The following is a 17,497-nucleotide window of genomic DNA, read 5'->3' on the forward strand; positions in this document are numbered from 1 at the left end:
GACACCCAGGAGTGACACACGTGGCGACCTTCGCAGTCCACTACAGCTACGGCCCGGCCAAGGCCGCGATCCGCGACCGCCTGCGGCCCGACCACCGCCGATGGCTCGGTGAGGAGAACAAGGCCGGCAACGTGCTGCTGGTCGGTCCGTACGGCGACGGCACCGGTGCGCTGCTGCTGGTCCGCGCCGAGGGCGGACTCGACGGCGCCGAGGCCTTCATCGCCAACGATCCGTTCATCGCCGGGGAGGCCGTCGACGCCGTCCGCGTCCTCGAGTGGACCCAGGTCTACGGACCCTTCACCGAATCCTGAGGTTCCTGCGGGTCCCGGGACGACATCTGCTCGTCCCGGGAACCCCGTGACCGCAGCAGGCTCGCCACGGTGGTGATCGCCAGCGTCGCCACGATCACGCCGAGCGACAGGGGCGTGCTGATCTCGGGTACCGCGACGTGCTCACCGCCGTTGACGAACGGCAGCGTGTTCTCGTGCAGGGCGTGCAGCACCAGCTTCACGCCGATGAAGGCGAGGATGTACGACAGTCCCATCGACAGGTACACCAGCCGGTCGAGGAGTCCGCCGAGCAGGAAGTACAGCTGGCGCAGACCCATCAGGGCAAAGGCGTTGGCGGTGAACACCAGGTACGGCTCGGCGGTCAGCCCGTAGATCGCCGGGATCGAATCCAGCGCGAAGAGCACGTCGGTGAAGCCGATGACGATGAGCACCACCAGCATCGGGGTCACCATGCGCTTGCCGCCGACCTTGGTGAACAGGCGGTCGCCGTCGTAGTCGTCGGTGGTGCGCAGGTACTTCTTGAGGAAGCGCTCCAGGCGTGTCTCCCGCTGCTCCTCGTGGTCGACCGGGTCGTCGCTCTCGCGCAGCAGTTTCACCGCGGTGAGGATCAGGAACAGACCGAACAGGTAGAACACCCAGCTGTAGGTGCTGATCGCGGCGGCGCCGACAGCGATGAAGCCGGCACGCATGACCAGGGCCATCACGATCCCGAGCAACAACACCTTCTGCTGGTACTCACGGGGCACCGTGAACTTCGCCATGATGATCACGAAGACGAAGAGGTTGTCCACCGAGAGGGCTTTCTCGGTGACATATCCGGCGAAGAACTCACCGCCGTAGGTGGAGCCCCACTTCCACCACACGAAGCCGCCGAAGGCGATCGCGATGGTGATGTAGACCGCCGACCAGAACCCGGATTCCTTGAGGGACGGGGCGTGGGGGACGCGGACGTGGGAGAAGAAGTCGAAGACGAAGAGTCCGAGGATCACCAGACAGGTGATGATCCACAGGGTGGGCGAGACATGCATGGGTGCGACCTACCTCCAGCGCGCAGCACAATGGTTGCGATGCCGGAGGTCTCTCCCACCGGGTGCGACGACGAACGTCGATCACCGGCCGACGCCCCGGAGCGGCGGCCACGTCGACGATCTGCGTCGGGTGTCCGGCGACCGTACTGACGGGAACGCCGTGAGAAGGGGATACTCCCCTCCAAGATCGTTGCCCAGCCTAACGCAATCGGGCATCCGCCGCACAATCGCGGTGGATGCCCGATCCGTCGTTACGGCGCAATTCGTTCCGGTCCAGTTCGTTGCGGTGCCGGGCGGTCAGCCCGCGTCGCCGGCCGCGTCGTCGTCTCCCCCGCCGGTGATCGAGGCGATCACACCGGCCAGGTCGTCGGGTTTGACGAGCACCTCGCGGGCCTTGGACCCCTCGCTCGGGCCCACCACGCCACGGGTCTCCATCAGATCCATCAGGCGACCGGCCTTGGCGAAGCCGACACGCAGCTTGCGCTGCAACATCGACGTCGACCCGAACTGACTCGACACGACCAGCTCGACGGCCTGCAGCAGATCGTCGAGATCGTTGCCGATATCGGAGTCGATGTCCTTCTTGTCGCCGGCCTTGGCGGTGGTGACACCCTCGGTGTACTCCGGCTCGGCCTGCTCCTTGGTGTAGTCGACGACGCCGGCGATCTCCTCGTCGGTGATGAACGCACCCTGCATGCGGACGGGCTTGTTGGCCCCCATCGGCAGGAACAGTCCGTCGCCCATACCGATCAGCTTCTCCGCACCCGGCTGGTCCAGGATGACGCGCGAGTCGGTCAGCGACGACGTCGCGAACGCCAGCCGCGAGGGCACGTTGGTCTTGATCAAACCGGTCACCACGTCCACCGACGGGCGCTGTGTGGCGAGCACCAGATGGATACCGGCGGCACGCGCCTTCTGGGTGATCCGGACGATCGCGTCCTCGACGTCACGCGGGGCGGTCATCATCAGGTCGGCGAGCTCGTCGACGATCGCGATGATGTACGGGTACGGCTTGTAGACGCGCTCGGAGCCGAGCGGGGTGCTGATCTCCCCCGACCGCACCTTGGAGTTGAAGTCGTCGATGTGGCGCACCCGCGACGCCTTCATGTCCTGATACCGCTGCTCCATCTCCTCGACCAGCCACGAGAGTGCGGCCGCGGCCTTCTTGGGCTGGGTGATGATCGGGGTGATCAGGTGCGGGATGCCCTCGTACGGGGTCAGCTCCACCATCTTCGGGTCGATCAGGATCATCCGCACCTGATCCGGGGTGGCCCGGGTCAGCAGCGACACCAGCATCGAGTTGACGAAGCTCGACTTACCCGAGCCGGTGGAACCGGCCACCAGCAGGTGCGGCATCTTCGCCAGATTGGCGCTGACGAAGTCACCCTCGATGTCCTTGCCGAGGCCGATCACCAGCGGGTGCGTGTCCTTGCGGGTCGACGACGACTTGAGCACGTCGGCCAGGCGCACCATCTCACGGTCGGAGTTGGGCACCTCGATACCGACCGCCGACTTACCCGGGATCGGGGCGAGCAGGCGCACGTTGTCGGTGGCGACGGCGTAGGCGATGTTGCGCTGTAGCGCAGTGATCTTCTCGACCTTCACGCCGGGCCCGAGTTCGACCTCGTAGCGGGTCACCGTCGGTCCACGCGTGTAGCCGGTGACCGCCGCATCGATCTTGAACTGTTCGAGGACGCCGGTGATCCGGTCGATCATGTCGTCGTTGGAGCGGCTGCCCTGCTTGGGCGGCTCTCCGTCGATCAGCAGGCTGGTCGGCGGCAGCCGGTAGTCGCCCTCGGTGGGCTCCACCGCGAACGGCATGGCGTCGTCGTCGTCGTCGGCCGTGACCGCCGGGGCCGCGGGCTTGGGGGCCGCAGCACTCGCCGCCCGCGCCGCTGCTGCCCGGCTCTCGGCGGCCCGGTTCGCCGTCGGGCGCGTGGGCGTCTCGGCCCGTGCGGCCGGCCGTCGAGCGGCTGCGCGCGAGCGCGGTGCCGGGGCGTCGTCGAGCGGTTCGGTCGGCAGATCACCCATGTCGGTGCCGGCGCCGGGGGAACCGGCGTCATAGGGATCTGCGTCATACGGGTCCGGGTCATAGGGATCCGCATCGAATCCGCGTGCGCCGAAGGTCGCACCCGACTCGTCGTCGAGGCGTTCGGTGGCCGCCGACGACAACACCTCACCGGAGGTCGCCGGACGGCGGGTCCGGCGCGCACGACGCGCGGGCGGTTCGTCGGCCGAGTCGGGCGGGTAGTTGTCGTAGGGATCCGACGACCACGACGGACGGTCCGCGGCCCGAGACGACCAGCGGTCGTCGGGCTCGTCGGCCTCGGCGTCGTCGGCCTCGTCCCACTCCGCCCCGTCCCAGTCGGCATCGGCGTCGTCGTCCCAGGGCAGGTCGTCGTCGGGATGGCCGGCGAACCGGCCGTCGTCGACGTAGCCCAGCCCCAGGTAGCCGCGGGTGGTGTCGAGTACCTCACGCACCGTCCGGCCGCTGAGGATGAGAGCGCCGAAGGCCATGCACAGCAACAGGATCGGCACCGACACCCAGGCGGTCACCCCGCTGGTGAGCGGTGTACCGACGGCATAGCCGAGGAAGCCGGCGGCCGACGAGCGGCCGGTGAGGTCGGTCGGTGAACCGCACACGAGGTGGATCAGGCCGAGGAACGGCAGCACGATCAGCAGCGCGGCCCCGAGGTAGCGGCCACGCTGCGTAGGATTCGGCGGGCGGCGCATCAGGACGACCGCGGCGACGCCGAGCGCCACCGGTACCAGCACGGCGGGCCAGCCGATGATCGCCCGGATGAAGGCGTCGATGAACGCACCGACCGGTCCGGCGGCACCGAACCACACACCGGCGGCGATCAGGACGGCGATCGCGAGCACGGCGAGTGCGGTGCCGTCCCTCCGATGGGTGTGGCCGTCCTGTCCGGCCGAGCGTGGATCGAGGCCCTCGTCGTCACCGTCGAGGTCGTCGAACAGATCGTCGTCGGCGCGGACATCGGATCGTCGGCCCCGGCCGCCGGCACTGCGACCGCCTGTGCCGACCCGGGCCATGCCCCCGACGCCGCGGGCGAGTAGCGACCAGCCGGCGCCGACACCCTTGCCGACGCCCCGGCCGACCGCTCCCGCGGCACCGACCGTACGACCGCCGGTACGTCGTGAGATGTCGGCGGATGCCGCAGCACCCGACCGCGGGCGGGTCGATCCGGATCGCTGCGACCGTGCAGAAGACGCGGCGCCGGACTTGCCGCCCCGACCGCTCCCGGCCTTACCACCCGAACCCTTGCCTGCTGCGGTCTTGCCACCTGCGCCCTTGGTACCGGCACCCCGACTCCCGGTGCCCGACCCACCCCCGGATGTGGTCCGCACGCGACCGGCCGAGGCCGAACGGGTCCCGGAACCGGCCGAACGCGCACCCGAGCGGGACGACCCCGCGGTGGAACCACCGCGCGCCGACCCCGCCTTCTTTGCCCCCGTGGCGCGCGATGACGACGTGCGCGTACCCGTGCTCGCTCTCGAAGCCATGCCGACAGCCTAGTCGCCGACCGCCTCGCTAGTCACACAGGCAACACTGGCAACACGGTCATGTGTCGAAGTTGTAACCGTGCATCCCCGTCGACCCGGAATCGGTGGTTCCGGAACCGCCTGATGCCGGCCGGAGACCGATCCACGAGCCGGTTCAGAAACCGTGGACCCCGGCCCGTACCGCGGCGATCGCATCGGCGTCACCGTCGAGGGTCACCACCACCGGGGACCGCCCGGTGGCGAACAGCAGGAGCTCACCGACCCGGCCGGTGACGACGACCTCGGGCCCCGCTCCCCCACCGACCACCTCGACACCGTCGGGGGTGCGCAGCCGGACCCGCGCGGGCACCGAGCGCAGGGTCATCCTGGCCATCGACTTCAGCGGGGTGACCAGAGACTTCTCCAGCGACGACGACAGCACACGCGGCTGCCAGTCGCTGTCGGGGTCGACCCGGCCACGCAGGACGTCCTCGTGGTGGATGAACATCTCGGCCAGATTGGCCCAGCGGTCGACCAGCTTCATCGGCGAGTAGAGCGGCGGACCGTCGGCGATCTGCCCGAGCAGGGCGTCGAAGTCGGTCCCGTCGGTCACCGACCGCTGGACCCGGTCGGTGTATCCGGCGAGCGGTTTGATCATGATCCCCGGTGCCGCGTCGAGGCGACGTTCCCGGACCACCAGATGTGCGGCGAGGTCGCGCGCATCCCATCCCGCACACAACGTCGGGGCGTCGGGCCCGACCTCGCGCAGGGTGGCGACAAGGGCGGCCCGCTCAACTCGTGCTTGACTCACGGGTTCGACCCTAGCCCGATTCGACGAACCCCGACGGGCCGCCACAGCCCCGACGGGCCGACAGAACTCTGCGGCCCGACAGAACTCTGCGGCCCGACAGAACTCTGCGGCCCGACAGAACTCTGCGGCCCGACGGAATTCTGCGGCCCGACGAGGGCGACGTCGTATCCCGACTCAGTCCCCGACGGCCATAACCGTCGGAACGATCATCGGGCGGCGGCGGTAGGTCTCGGCCACCCAGCGTCCGACTCCACGCCGGATCGCCTGCGCGATGCGATGGGTGTCGGTGACACCTTCGGCGGCCAGCGCGTCGAGCGCCTGGTCGACCAGGTCGGCAGCGGCCTTGAGTGCGTCCGGGTCGTCGGAGAAGCCACGCCCGGAGACCTCCGGGGTGCTGACCGTGCGACCGGTGGCCGTGTCGATGGCGACGGTGATCGCGATGAACCCGCCCTCGCCGAGCACCAGACGCTCGGACAGCGTCGACTCGCCCACGTCGCCGACCGACAGGCCGTCGACATAGACGTGTCCGACCGGGACGCGTCCGACGATCTGGGCGATGCCGTCGACCAGATCCACCACGACGCCGTCCTCGGCGAGCATGACGCGGTCGGGGTTGACCCCGGTGGCCACGGCGAGCGCGGCGTTGGCCCGCAGGTGACGCCACTCGCCGTGTACCGGCATGGCATTGCTGGGGCGGACGGCGTTGTACAGGTACAGCAGCTCACCGGCCGAGGCATGCCCCGACACGTGCACCTTGGCGCTCTGCTGGGTGATGACGGTGGCACCGAGCCGCGACAGCCCGTTGACCACCGCGAACACCGAGTTCTCGTTGCCGGGGATCAGCGACGATGCCAGCACGACGAGGTCGTCGGCACGGATGTTGATCTGCCGGTGCTCGCCCCGGGCCATCCGCGACAACGCCGACAGCGGCTCGCCCTGCGATCCGGTGGAGATCAGCACCACGCGGTGATCCGGCAGGGTCGCGGCGGTGTCCATGTCCACCACCACGCCGTCGGGCACGCTCAGGTAGCCCAGGTCCTGGGCGATCTGCATGTTGCGCACCATCGACCGGCCGACAAAGGTCACGCGCCGGTTGTGGGCGTGGGCGACGTCGATGATCTGCTGGATGCGGTGCACATGACTGGCGAAGGACGCCACGATCACACGCTGCTTGGCCTTGCCGATCACCTGGTCGAGCACACTGCCGATCTGACGCTCCGGGGTGACGAAGCCGGGGACCTCGGCGTTGGTGGAGTCCACCAGGAACAGGTCGACCCCCTCGTCACCGAGGCGGCTGAACCCGGCGAGGTCGGTCAGCCGGCCGTCGAGCGGCAGCTGGTCGAGTTTGATGTCACCGGTGTGCAGCACCACACCGGCCTCGGTGCGGATCGCGACCGCGATCGCATCCGGGATCGAGTGGTTGACCGCGAAGTACTCGCACTCGAACGGGCCGTGATGGGTGGTCTCACCCTCGCGCACCTGCACCAGCTTGGGGCGCTGGCGGTGCTCGCGACACTTGGCCTCGACCAGGGCGAGGGTGAACTTGGAGCCGATCACCGGGATGTCGCCGCGCAGGCGCAGCAGGAACGGGATCGCGCCGATGTGGTCCTCGTGACCGTGGGTCAGGATCACCGCCTCGACGTCGTCCATCCGGTCCTCGATGTAGCGGAAGTCCGGGAGGATCAGGTCGACGCCGGGCTGTGCGTCCTCGGGGAACAGCACGCCGCAGTCGACGATCAGCAGCCGGCCGTCGTACTCGAAGACCGTCATGTTGCGGCCGATCTCGCCGATCCCGCCGAGGGCGACCACCCGCAACGCACCCTTGGGCAGGCGGCGCGGGGTACCGAGCCGGTCGACCGGGGCCGGCGCCGACGGCCGGTTGGTGCTCGGGGCGTTACCCCCGCCACGACGGCCGGAACCGCCGGGACGACGGTCGTCACGCTTCTCGTGACGGCCACCACCGCCACCGCCGCCGCCACGGCGGCGCGACTGCGATCCCGACCGCTGCGCCGGTGCCGATTCGGCCGGTGCCGCAGCAGCCGGCGCCTCGACGGCAGGTTGCGCCGCCTTCTTCGGTGCCTCGGCGGCCTTCTGTGGCTCGGCGTTCTTCGGGGACTCGGCGTTCTTCGGGGACTCCGCGCTCTTCGGGGACTCGGCGCTCTTCGCCGCAGCCGCCTTCTGGGGCTGCTGCGCGGGCTGCTCGACGACGGGGGCCGGCGGTCCGGCGACTCGCCGGGCGGCACGACGACGGGGGGCGGTCACAGCAGACCCGCCGTCCGGAGATCGGCGATGAGGGCCTCGATCTGCGGACCGTCGGCCGGCACCTGTGGCAATCGTGGGTTGCCCACGTCCATGCCGAGGATGCGCAACGACTCCTTGACCATGGTGACGCCACCGAGGCGTCCCATCGCGTCGACCAGCGGGGCCATCGTCTGGTTGATCTGCCGGGCGGTCTGCAGATCGCCCTTCTCGGCGGCGATCTGCATGTCGCGCATCCGATCTGCGACGAGATGCCCGATCACGCTGACGAAACCGGTGGCACCCACCGACAGCCACGGCAGGTTGAGGCCGTCGTCGCCGGAGAGGAACTCCAGGTCGGTGGTCGCGATCAGTCGCGCGGCGGCGTGGAGGTCGCCCTTGGCGTCCTTGACGCCCTTGATGTTCGGGTGCTCGGCCAAGGCGCGCAAGGTGTCGTCGGCGATCGGGACGATCGACCGTGGCGGGATGTCGTAGAGCAGCACCGGCAGGTCGGTGGAGTCGGCGACGGCGCGGAAGTGGGCGAGCAGACCGGCCTGCGGCGGCCGGGAGTAGTAGGGGGTCACCACGAGCAGGCCGTGGGCGCCGACCTTCTCGGAGGCCTGGGAGAAACGGATGCTCTCGGCGGTGTCGTAGCTGCCCGCCCCCTGGGTGATCCGGGCGCGGTCGCCGACGGCGTCGAGGACGACGCGCAGCAGGTCGAGCTTCTCCTGGACGGTGGTGGTCGGCGACTCACCGGTGGTGCCGGAGACGACCAGACCGTCACAGCCCTTGGCGACCAGATGGTCGGCGAGCTCGGCAGCCTTGTCCAGATCCAACGAGCCGTCGGGCCGGAAGGGGGTCACCATGGCCACCACGTTCGTCCCGAAAGGGTGCGACTGGGGCTGCAAGTCGGCTGCGTTCATGGTGCTCAAGGCTACCGTGGGCATGTGACGGCGAGGCAACGGGATCGGGTGTCGCCCACGGGGTGACGAGCGGCACTGCACACGGGCGCCGACGACGGGCCGGGGCCGGCTGGGTGACGACTCGGCCGTCGGGCCCGATTCAGCCCTCCAGCACGAACGGCGAGGTGGCCACCTCGGTCCCGTCGGCCAGGGTGCCGATCTCGAAATCGCCGAACACCGTCGGCGCCACGTCCATCAGCTGACGCAGACATTCGACGGCGAGCTGGCGGATCTCGACGTCGGCATGTTCGGTGGCGCGCATGCCGACGAAGTGCCGCCATGCCCGGTAGTTGCCGGTCACGACGATCTTGGTCTCGGTGGCGTTCGGCAGTACCGACCGCGCCGCCTGCCGGGCCTGCTTGCGTCGCAGGATGGCATTCGGGACGTCGGCGAACTTCGCCTCGAGTGCGGCCAGCAGATCGGAGTAGGCGGCGCGACTGGCGTCGGTGGCCTCGGTGAACAGTTTCTCCAGTTCGGCGTCCCCGCGGATTGCCGGGGGCGGGACGACGTTGGAGTCGTGCTCGGGCACGAATCGCTGCGACAGCTGCGAGTACGAGAAGTGCCGGTGACGGATCAGCTCGTGCGTGCACGACCGCGAGATGCCGGTGATGTAGAAGGTCACCGTGGCGTGCTCGAGCAGCGAGAGGTGCCCGACCTCGAGGATGTGGCGCAGGTACCCGGCGTTGGTCGCGGTGCGCGGATTGGGTTTGTCCCAACTCTGGTAGCAGGCCCGGCCGGCGAACTCGACGAGCGCCTCACCACCGTCGGCGTCGGTCTCCCAGTCCACATCCGGCGGGGTGGTGAACCGGGTGGCCGCGACCATCTGCACTCGCAACGGCACCATCTCGGACACGTTGCCTCCTGTTCCCCGGACCTCTCCGGCAGTCCTGCCGCACCTCGTACGGCACGGATACGCCGCGCGTACCTGCACGTCGCGCATCTTCACGTCACACGGTTCGACAGGGTGACCCGCCGATCGCAGTCATCGATTCTCCCACCGTCGTACCCCGCGGCCGCGCCCACCCCGCATCTGTCGTGCACCGACGGCCCGGGCCCGGCTCCCCGTCGAACTTGATCAGACGATCAGGACGATCGGAGGTGAATTCTGGTCGACGATCACGTGAATCGGGCGACGCCACCTGCACATTGCCCGGACACCTGCCGGGCGAAGTGCCCGAGATGCCGCACAATGATCCCCCGTGACCACGCGCCGAAATCTGCTCCGGACGTCAGCCGCCCTGTCCGTCGCCGCACCCGTCCTCGCCCACGCCGCCCGCGCCACCGCCGCCCCGGCCTCCGGCGGCACCGGTGACCGCCGGGTGTTCGCCCACGGCGTCGCCTCCGGCGATCCCCTGCCGGACCGGGTGATCCTGTGGACCCGGATCACCGCCACGCCCTCCGCGACCCCCGGCTCGGGTCGCGGACCGTCGTCGGCGGTCACCTGGGAGATCGCCCGCGACGAGTCCTTCGGCACCGTCGTCGCCTCCGGATCGGCCCAGGCCGTCGCCGATGCCGACTTCACGGTCAAGGTGGATGCGGGCGGCCTGTCCCCCGACACCCGCTACGCCTACCGATTCCGCGTGACCTCGGGGCCGGCGAGCGGTGCGGTGTCGCCGATCGGCCACACCCGCACGGCACCGGCCACCGACGCCGACGTGTCACGCGTGCGGTTCGGCGTGGTCTCGTGTGCCAACTGGGAGGCCGGATACTTCGGCGCGTACCGGCATCTGCGCAACCACCCGGATCTCACCGCGATCGTGCACCTGGGCGACTACCTGTACGAGTACGGGACCGGCGAGTACACCGGCAAGACCGGCGTGGTGCGCACCCACGCCCCGCGGCACGAGATCGTCAGCCTTACCGACTACCGGATCCGCCACGCGCAGTACAAGACCGACCCTGATCTGGCCGAGCTGCATCGCCGGCTGCCGTGGATCTGCACCTGGGACGACCACGAATCGGCCAACGACTCGTGGCGCGGCGGCGCGGAGAACCACCAGGCGTCCGAGGGTGACTGGGCCGCCCGCAAGGCCGCCTCCGAACGCGCCTACTACGAGTGGATGCCGGTGCGCCCGGCCGCCGATGCCGGTGGCCGTCATCTGTACCGCCGCCTGCGGTTCGGCACCCTGCTCGAACTGTCGATGCTCGACCTGCGCACCTATCGCGACGAGCAGGTCTCCATGACCTCGCGGGACATCGACGCCCCGAACCGGTCGATCACCGGTGCCGCCCAGATGAACTGGCTGACCAACGGTCTGACCAGCTCCGCCACCCGCTGGAAGATCGTCGGCAATCCGGTGATGATCACCCCGGTGGTGATCCCGCCGCTGGACCAGAAGAACACCGCCGCAATCACCGAGATGCTCGGCCTACCCGAGGGCGGCCTCCCCTACAACCCGGATCAGTGGGACGGCTACACCGCCGATCGCCGGCGTCTGCTCGACACGATCCGCTCGCGGCACGTCGACAACGTCGTGTTCATCACCGGCGACATCCATTCGTCGTGGGCGTGCGACATCCCGGTGGACGCCGCGGCGTATCCGGGCGGCGGGACGGTCGCCACCGAGCTCGTGGTCACCTCCGTCACATCGAGCAACATCGACGACATCGTGAAGGTGCCCGAGCACACCGCGGGTTCGGTGGTGTCGTCGGCGCTGACCGCGGTCAACCGGCACGTGCGGTGGAACGACTTCGACGCCCACGGCTACTCGGTGTTCACCGTGACACCGGCTGCGGCACAGATGGACTGGTACTTCCTCAACGACAAGACCGACCCGAAGTCCGGGCAGTACCTCGCCAAGTCCTACCGGGTGGGCAACGGTACCCAGCGGGTCAGCCCGGCGGCCGGGCCGATCGAGCGGTAGCGACCGACCACTCGCCCCGCACGCCGATCTCGACCACAATGGACCGATGACGTCCCGGAGCCAGGTGCCATGACCGCCGACGGATCGACCCACCGCCCCGATCATCCGAATCCGTCCCCGGGGTCGAGTTCGCTCGACTTCAGCACCGTCGTACAGCAACGACGCTGGGTGGCCGACGGCGAGGTGACCGCACGTGAGCTCGTCGAGCACTCGCTGAACCGGATCGCGCGCTGCGACCGCCACCTCAACGCGTTCGCCCACGTGCTCGCCGACGAGGCGCGCGCGACCGCAGACCGCCTCGACGCCGACTGCCAGGCCCGGCGTCCGCTCGGCCCGCTCCACGGGGTGCCGATCGCGATCAAGGACGAGAACGACGTCGCCGGACTGCCCACGGCCTACGGCGGCGGCTCGGTTCGGACTCCGGCACAGGCGGATTCGGAGCTGGTCCGGCGGCTACGCGAGGCCGGGGCGATCATCATCGGCAAGACCCGGATGCCCGAGTTCGGGATCTGGCCGTTCACCGAGTCGGCCGCGAACGGCTGGACCCGCAATCCGTGGGATCCCGGGCGCTCGCCGGCCGGATCGAGTGGCGGCACCGCGGCCGCGGTCGCCTCCGGGATGGTGGCCGCGGGCATCGGCGGCGACGGTGGCGGGTCGATCCGTCTGCCCTCGAGCTGGTGCGGGCTGTTCGGACTCAAACCGCAACGCGGTCGGGTGCCCACCGCACCGAACCCGGACCTGTGGCGGGCGCTGGGCACGCTCGGACCGTTGACCCGTACCGTCGCCGACAGCGCCCTGATCTACGACGTGATCTCCGGGGCCGCCGAGACCGACCGGTTCCGCGCCGACCCGCTGGAGTCGACGTTCGCCGAGGCCGCGGCACTGCCGCCACGGCGGTTGCGTATCCTGCTGTCGACGCGAAATCCGATGGGCGGCAGCGTCGCCGACGATGCGACGACCGTCGCCCTGCGCGGACTCGCCGACCGGCTGCGCACCGCCGGTCACACCGTGATCGACGACGACGGGTCGGTCGACACGGTGCGGTATCCGAAGCTCGCGGTGCCCTTCCAGATCCAGGTGGCGACCGGTGTGGCCGAGGAGGCGGCGCGGGTGGAGTTCCCGGAACTGCTGGAGGCCCGTACCCGGCGGATGGCATCGGCCGGGCGCCTGGCCCGTCATGTGGTGGGCCGGGCCGAGCGCAGCGCCGACAAGACCGCGAAACGCTTTCTCGCCGAACTGTTCTCCCGGTGTGACGTGCTGCTCACCCCGACCACGCCGACCACCGCGATGCCGGTCGGTCAGCTCGACCGCCACGGCACCGTCGGCCTGACCCGTCTCGCCTCGGATGTGGCGTCTTACACCGCGGCGTGGAATGTCCTGGGCAATCCCGCCGCAGCGGTCCCGATCGGATTCGACGCCGCCGGACTACCGCAGAGCGCACAGCTCGTCGGGCCGACCGGCGGTGAGCCCCTGCTGATCTCGCTGGCGGCCGAGATCGAGGGTCTGCACCCCGATCCGGATCGCCGACCGCAGATCCGCTAGCCGGCTCCCCCGCCCGGTGTCGGATGCGGAAGGCCGCGTGGGCCTTCCGCATCCCACCCGACATCGGTGTGTCGATACCTGTGCGGCGGTGCGATTCTCGCGCTGCGGGTGCCGGGGAGCGTCAGCGTCCGAGGAGTTCGACGAGGCGAGCGTGGGTGTCCTCCCAGCCGTCCACGGCGACCGAGGTGATGCCGAGGTCGAGGACGGGGCGGTCGTTGCCGCCCTCGTCGAGGCGGTCGCCGTAGAACAGGATGTCGTCGCGGCCCAGGCCGAGGATCTCCATGAGTTTCTGTGCGCCATAGGCCTTGTCGATGCCCTTCCGGGTGACGTCGACCGACGTCGAGCCACCGCTGCGGACCTCGAGGTCGGGCAGCCGTTCGGCGGCGTAGGCGCGCAGCGCGGCCTTCTTGGCACCATCGGGATCCCAGGCCTTCTTGGCGTCGACCGGTGCCGACTGTCCGAGGGCGCTGAAGGTGATCTGCGAGCCGCGGTCCTCCAGGATCGGGCCCCAGGTCTCGGTCTCCCACACGCCGAGTTCCTTGGCGCCGGTCTCGAGTGCCGCGAGGGTGCGCTGCTTCTCGTCGTCGGTGAGGTCCTCGGCGTAGACGGTCTCCCACTCGGTGCCGTTGCGGCGCACGTACTGGGTGCCGCAGGTGGGCATCAGGTGCAGGTTGTCGAGTTCGGCGATGTCACCGATGCGGTCGAGCACCTGCATCCGGAACTGCTCGTAGCGGCCGCCGGAGATGATGCACACCAACGCCTCGCCGAGCAGGGTGCGCAGCACGGTGACCATCTGGTCGTCGAGGGGACTCTTGGATGGCGCCAGGGTGTCGTCGAGATCGAACATCACCAGTCGATACTCACGATCGCCGTAGGTCACCGTCATGCTGTCTCCTGTGTCGTCCGGGTGCGGTGTGTCCGCGGTGACAAGCATGTCAAAACCGGTCGCCGTCGGCGACACCGGCGCAGAGCTCACCTGGCGATTCGCCGCAGATGTGATGTGAGTGACCCTCGCGTTCCGATCTCGACGGCCGAGAGCCCCAGCCATTCGGCGAGCGCGGCGAGGTCGGCGGCCAGTCGGTGCGCCACCACATCGGGATCGTGGCCGTCCTCGACGAAGGCCCCGGGTACCTGTAGGACGCCCCGGGCGCGGTCGGCCTTGAGGTCGACGCGGGCCACGAGATCGTCGCCGAGCAGGTACGGTGGACGTAGTACCCGTGCACCCGTTTCGGTGCCGGCACATAGATCTCGATCCGGTAGTGGAAGCCGAAGACCCGCTCGGTGCGGGGCCGGTAGAACACGAGCGGGTCGAACGGTGAGAGGATCGCGCTGCGCGGCTCACCCGCGTTGCGCACCCGACTCGGCACCGCGGCCTCCGCGTGCAGATATGCCTCGTCGCGCCAGTTCTCCACCCGCACCGGCAGGATTGCGCCCGCGTCGACGAGATCGGCCACCGCCGAACGGATCTCGGCGGGTTTGAGCCGGTAGTAGTCGGCCAGATCGGCGACGGTGGCGATGCCGTGGGCCGACGCCGCACGCACGACGAGTTCACCGATGGCCTCGGACCTCTCGACCACGCGGGTCGCGATGTCGGCGCCGACGATCCGTTCGGTGAGGTCGTAGTGGCGGCCGAAGGACTCGTCGCGGGTGGCGGCGAGATCTCCGGCGGCGAACATGGCCTCGCAGAGATGTTTGACCTCACCGCGATCCCACCAGCCGCCGGAGCGTCGCGGCGACCGTTCGATGCCCAGCGAGTCCTCGATCCGACGCGGCGTGGACGCCCCCACCTCGTCGATCACCGCCCGCACGTCGGCGGCCAGGGCCCGGTGGCGACGCATCAGATCGCGGGTGTGGCGGTACCGCCCGTCGCGGTAGTCGGCCATCCGGAACGCGAACAACGGCCAGTCCTCGACCGGGATCAGCGCCGCCTCGTGGGCCCAGTACTCGGTGAGCCGGCGTGCGCCGCGCCCCGGTCGCCAGGCCGCGCGGTCGAGCAGGGTGCGGTCGTAGGCTCCCAGGCGGCTGAACAGCGGGAGATAGTGCGCGCGGACGGCCACGTTGACCGAATCCATCTGCACCAGCCGGGTGCGCCCGACGACCCGGTCGAGATGTCGCAGGGTGACCGCACCGGCCGGGCGACGATCGGCAAAACCCTGTGCCACGAGGGCGATTCGGCGCGCCTGTGCGGCCGAGATGTCGGTGGGGGTCATTCCCGGGATCAGTGCGCGGTGTGCCGGATGTAGTCGACGAAGCGGTAGTGGGTCCCGCTGCTCGACCGCAGCCACTGTCCCTCACCGGCCCGCTCCCACCGCAACTCGTCGACGACGGGGGCGAAGGCGTCGGCCTCCTCGACCAGCACGTCGATCTCGGTGACCCGCAGATGTGTCGCGAGATCGATGGCGGCCGAGTAGATCTCGCTGCCCCCGATCACCACGGCGTCGGCTCCGGCGAGCGCCAGCGCATCGGGCACGCTGTGGGTGACCTCGGCGCCGTCGAGCCGAAGATCGATCGTGCGGGTCACCACGATGTTGCGGCGGCCGGGCAGCGGGCGGAAGCGTTCCGGCAGGGAATCCCAGGTGCGCCGCCCCATGACCACCGCCTTCGAGCCGGTGACCTCACGGAAGCGGGCCATGTCCTCGGGAACACGCCACGGGATGGTGTTCCGCCGGCCGATGGCCCCGACCCGGTCCTGTGCCCACACCAGCGTGATCCCGCCCATCACGCGGCCTCCCCTCGAACCCCGACGACGATGTGACCTGCGCTCATGAGCCCCAGGCTACCGCCGCCCGGCGGGGTCGGGAACCGCCGGTAGTGCGAACCCGAACTCCGAACCCACCGCCAGGCGCTTCGCCCAGATCTCGCCGTCCTGGCGGGTGATGATCCGGTAGCTCAGTGCGAGGCCGATCCCGCTGCCGTTGTCCTTGGAGGTGAACGGATCGGTGAACGGGTCACCGGTGAATCCCCGTCCGCGGTCCTCCACCGCGAAGATGCCGAGCCCGCCCTCCGATCGGGTCCGCAGCCCGATCGTGCGGACCGGTTCCGGGCTCGCCGCCATCTCGTCGACGGCGTTGAAGCACAGGTTCAGGATCACCTGGCCGGTCAGCACCCGCTCGCACCGAACCGGAACCGGCTCTGCGGCACGGTCGAATTCGACTGTCACCGAAGAGTCCTCGGCACGCAGCCCGATGAAGTAGAGACATTCCTCGACGATGACGTTGAGGTCGATCTCCTCCTGCGCGTGATCGACGTGCCCGACGAACCTGCGCATGCTGGTGATGATGCTCGCCGCGCGGTCGATCTGACGGTCGGCGCCGTCGAGCCCGTACCGCGCGGTGTCGGCCCGGTCGGTCTCCGAGATCGATGGCGGGGAGATCGCGGACGGAGACTCCGGCGGCGGCGACATCGCGGACCGGGTGACGGCGAGGAAATTGCGTGCGGCGGTGAGTGGTTGGCCGAGCTCGTGGGCGACGGCCATCGCGAGATCACCCATCACGTTGTAGCGGGCGAGGTAGTTCTGGTGCTCGGCGTCCCGCGACCGTTGCTGTTCCCGACGGACCCGATCGGAGATGTCGTACACCGACAGCAGCAGTTCGTGGTCGGGGCGTTGCGGGACGCGTTCGAGGGTTCCGCCGAGGAACTCCGGGGTGCGGGGCGAGGGCGTCTTCAGTGCCAGTTGCACCGTCGCGATGGGGTCCATCGCCTCCACTACCGACGACCACCCGTCGGCGTCGCCCGCGGTGACCGCGGCGTGGTCGGTGATCGGGCGACCGACGAGCTCACCCCGGGTGAGGTCGAACTGTTCGAGGACACGGGCGGTGGCGTGCAGGACCACCCCGTCGGCGGTGAGCACCAGCAATCCGGCCGCGGTGTGCCGGCTCAGCGCCTCGACATAGGTCGCGGTCAGCGTCAGTTCGTCCTCGACCGTTCGCCTGGTCGGCATGTCGAAATGGACGAGCAGTCGCGGCTCGCCGTCGACGTCGAGGTCCACACAGCGGGCCCGGACCGACCGGTCGACCCCGTGCGCCTTCGCCTGGATCGTGGCCGGCGTGTCGGAGCCCCCGGTGGACTCCGGGAGGAAGTGCCGGCGCCAGTCGGGGTCCCATTCGGCAGTGACCTCGGCCGCCCCGCGATTCATCCAGACCGGTTCGGATGCCTCCGGATCCCACAGGAGCGCGGCGCCGTGAAGTTGATCGAGGATTCCCGCGATCCCGTCGAGATGAAGATTTGAGTCGCTGACCACCACTCGTCAAGGCTAGAC

12 protein-coding genes and 1 pseudogene are annotated in these 17,497 nt (G+C 69.6%); 3 read left to right on the top strand and 10 right to left on the bottom strand.

What is annotated here, in order from left to right; genetic code table 11:
• The first annotated feature begins 20 nt into the window (after nucleotides 1–20).
• Nucleotides 21–311 (top strand): YciI family protein, encoded by a 291-nt coding sequence (locus tag Q9K23_RS02230; RefSeq protein ID WP_020792221.1) that lies wholly within the window; start codon nucleotides 21–23, stop codon nucleotides 309–311.
• On the opposite strand, the gene Q9K23_RS02235 is transcribed toward Q9K23_RS02230, so the two are convergent.
• The 6 genes from Q9K23_RS02235 to thyX form a co-directional block, all read right to left on the bottom strand.
• Entirely contained in the window at nucleotides 287–1,318 is a 1,032-nt protein-coding gene (locus Q9K23_RS02235) for a TerC family protein (protein WP_020792216.1), read from the bottom strand. The genes Q9K23_RS02230 and Q9K23_RS02235 overlap by 25 nt on opposite strands.
• Before the next feature lie 297 nt (nucleotides 1,319–1,615).
• The gene (locus tag Q9K23_RS02240; RefSeq protein ID WP_305950378.1) at nucleotides 1,616–4,843 is read right to left on the bottom strand and encodes a DNA translocase FtsK; all 3,228 of its coding nucleotides are present in this window, start codon (nucleotides 4,841–4,843) and stop codon (nucleotides 1,616–1,618) included.
• A 154-nt stretch (nucleotides 4,844–4,997) separates the two neighbouring features.
• A complete protein-coding gene (locus tag Q9K23_RS02245; RefSeq protein WP_020791074.1) occupies nucleotides 4,998–5,633 on the bottom strand; it encodes a TIGR03085 family metal-binding protein in 636 nt (211 codons plus the stop codon).
• Between the two features lie 174 nt (nucleotides 5,634–5,807).
• Complete coding sequence (locus Q9K23_RS02250; RefSeq protein WP_053776418.1) at nucleotides 5,808–7,895, bottom strand: ribonuclease J; 2,088 nt, start codon at nucleotides 7,893–7,895, stop codon at nucleotides 5,808–5,810.
• On the bottom strand, nucleotides 7,892–8,794 hold the full coding sequence (gene dapA, locus Q9K23_RS02255) for a 4-hydroxy-tetrahydrodipicolinate synthase (protein ID WP_053776417.1): 903 nt from the start codon (nucleotides 8,792–8,794) through the stop codon (nucleotides 7,892–7,894). Before dapA ends, Q9K23_RS02250 begins: the two co-directional genes overlap by 4 nt.
• A gap of 139 nt (nucleotides 8,795–8,933) precedes the next feature.
• Nucleotides 8,934–9,686: an FAD-dependent thymidylate synthase gene (gene thyX, locus Q9K23_RS02260; RefSeq protein ID WP_053776416.1), complete on the bottom strand. Its 753-nt coding sequence runs from the start codon at nucleotides 9,684–9,686 to the stop codon at nucleotides 8,934–8,936.
• Between the two features lie 346 nt (nucleotides 9,687–10,032).
• Here thyX and Q9K23_RS02265 point away from each other — a divergent pair, with 346 nt between their 5' ends.
• Nucleotides 10,033–11,697: an alkaline phosphatase D family protein gene (locus Q9K23_RS02265; RefSeq protein WP_053776415.1), complete on the top strand. Its 1,665-nt coding sequence runs from the start codon at nucleotides 10,033–10,035 to the stop codon at nucleotides 11,695–11,697.
• Between the two features lie 69 nt (nucleotides 11,698–11,766).
• Nucleotides 11,767–13,239 (top strand): amidase, encoded by a 1,473-nt coding sequence (locus tag Q9K23_RS02270; RefSeq protein WP_053776414.1) that lies wholly within the window; start codon nucleotides 11,767–11,769, stop codon nucleotides 13,237–13,239.
• 121 nt (nucleotides 13,240–13,360) lie between these two features.
• Here Q9K23_RS02270 and Q9K23_RS02275 read toward each other — a convergent pair whose 3' ends face one another.
• The 4 genes and pseudogenes from Q9K23_RS02275 to Q9K23_RS02290 form a co-directional block, all read right to left on the bottom strand.
• Nucleotides 13,361–14,125: an HAD-IIB family hydrolase gene (locus Q9K23_RS02275; RefSeq protein ID WP_020790942.1), complete on the bottom strand. Its 765-nt coding sequence runs from the start codon at nucleotides 14,123–14,125 to the stop codon at nucleotides 13,361–13,363.
• Between the two features lie 86 nt (nucleotides 14,126–14,211).
• Nucleotides 14,212–15,449 (bottom strand): annotated as a pseudogene (locus Q9K23_RS02280) (crosslink repair DNA glycosylase YcaQ family protein).
• A gap of 8 nt (nucleotides 15,450–15,457) precedes the next feature.
• The gene (locus tag Q9K23_RS02285) at nucleotides 15,458–15,958 is read right to left on the bottom strand and encodes a dihydrofolate reductase (protein ID WP_053776413.1); all 501 of its coding nucleotides are present in this window, start codon (nucleotides 15,956–15,958) and stop codon (nucleotides 15,458–15,460) included.
• 57 nt (nucleotides 15,959–16,015) lie between these two features.
• Nucleotides 16,016–17,479 (bottom strand): ATP-binding protein, encoded by a 1,464-nt coding sequence (locus Q9K23_RS02290; protein WP_152972612.1) that lies wholly within the window; start codon nucleotides 17,477–17,479, stop codon nucleotides 16,016–16,018.
• Nucleotides 17,480–17,497 lie beyond the last annotated feature (18 nt).

This window comes from Gordonia sp. NB41Y (assembly GCF_030718915.1).
In the GTDB taxonomy this organism is placed as follows: domain Bacteria; phylum Actinomycetota; class Actinomycetes; order Mycobacteriales; family Mycobacteriaceae; genus Gordonia; species Gordonia desulfuricans.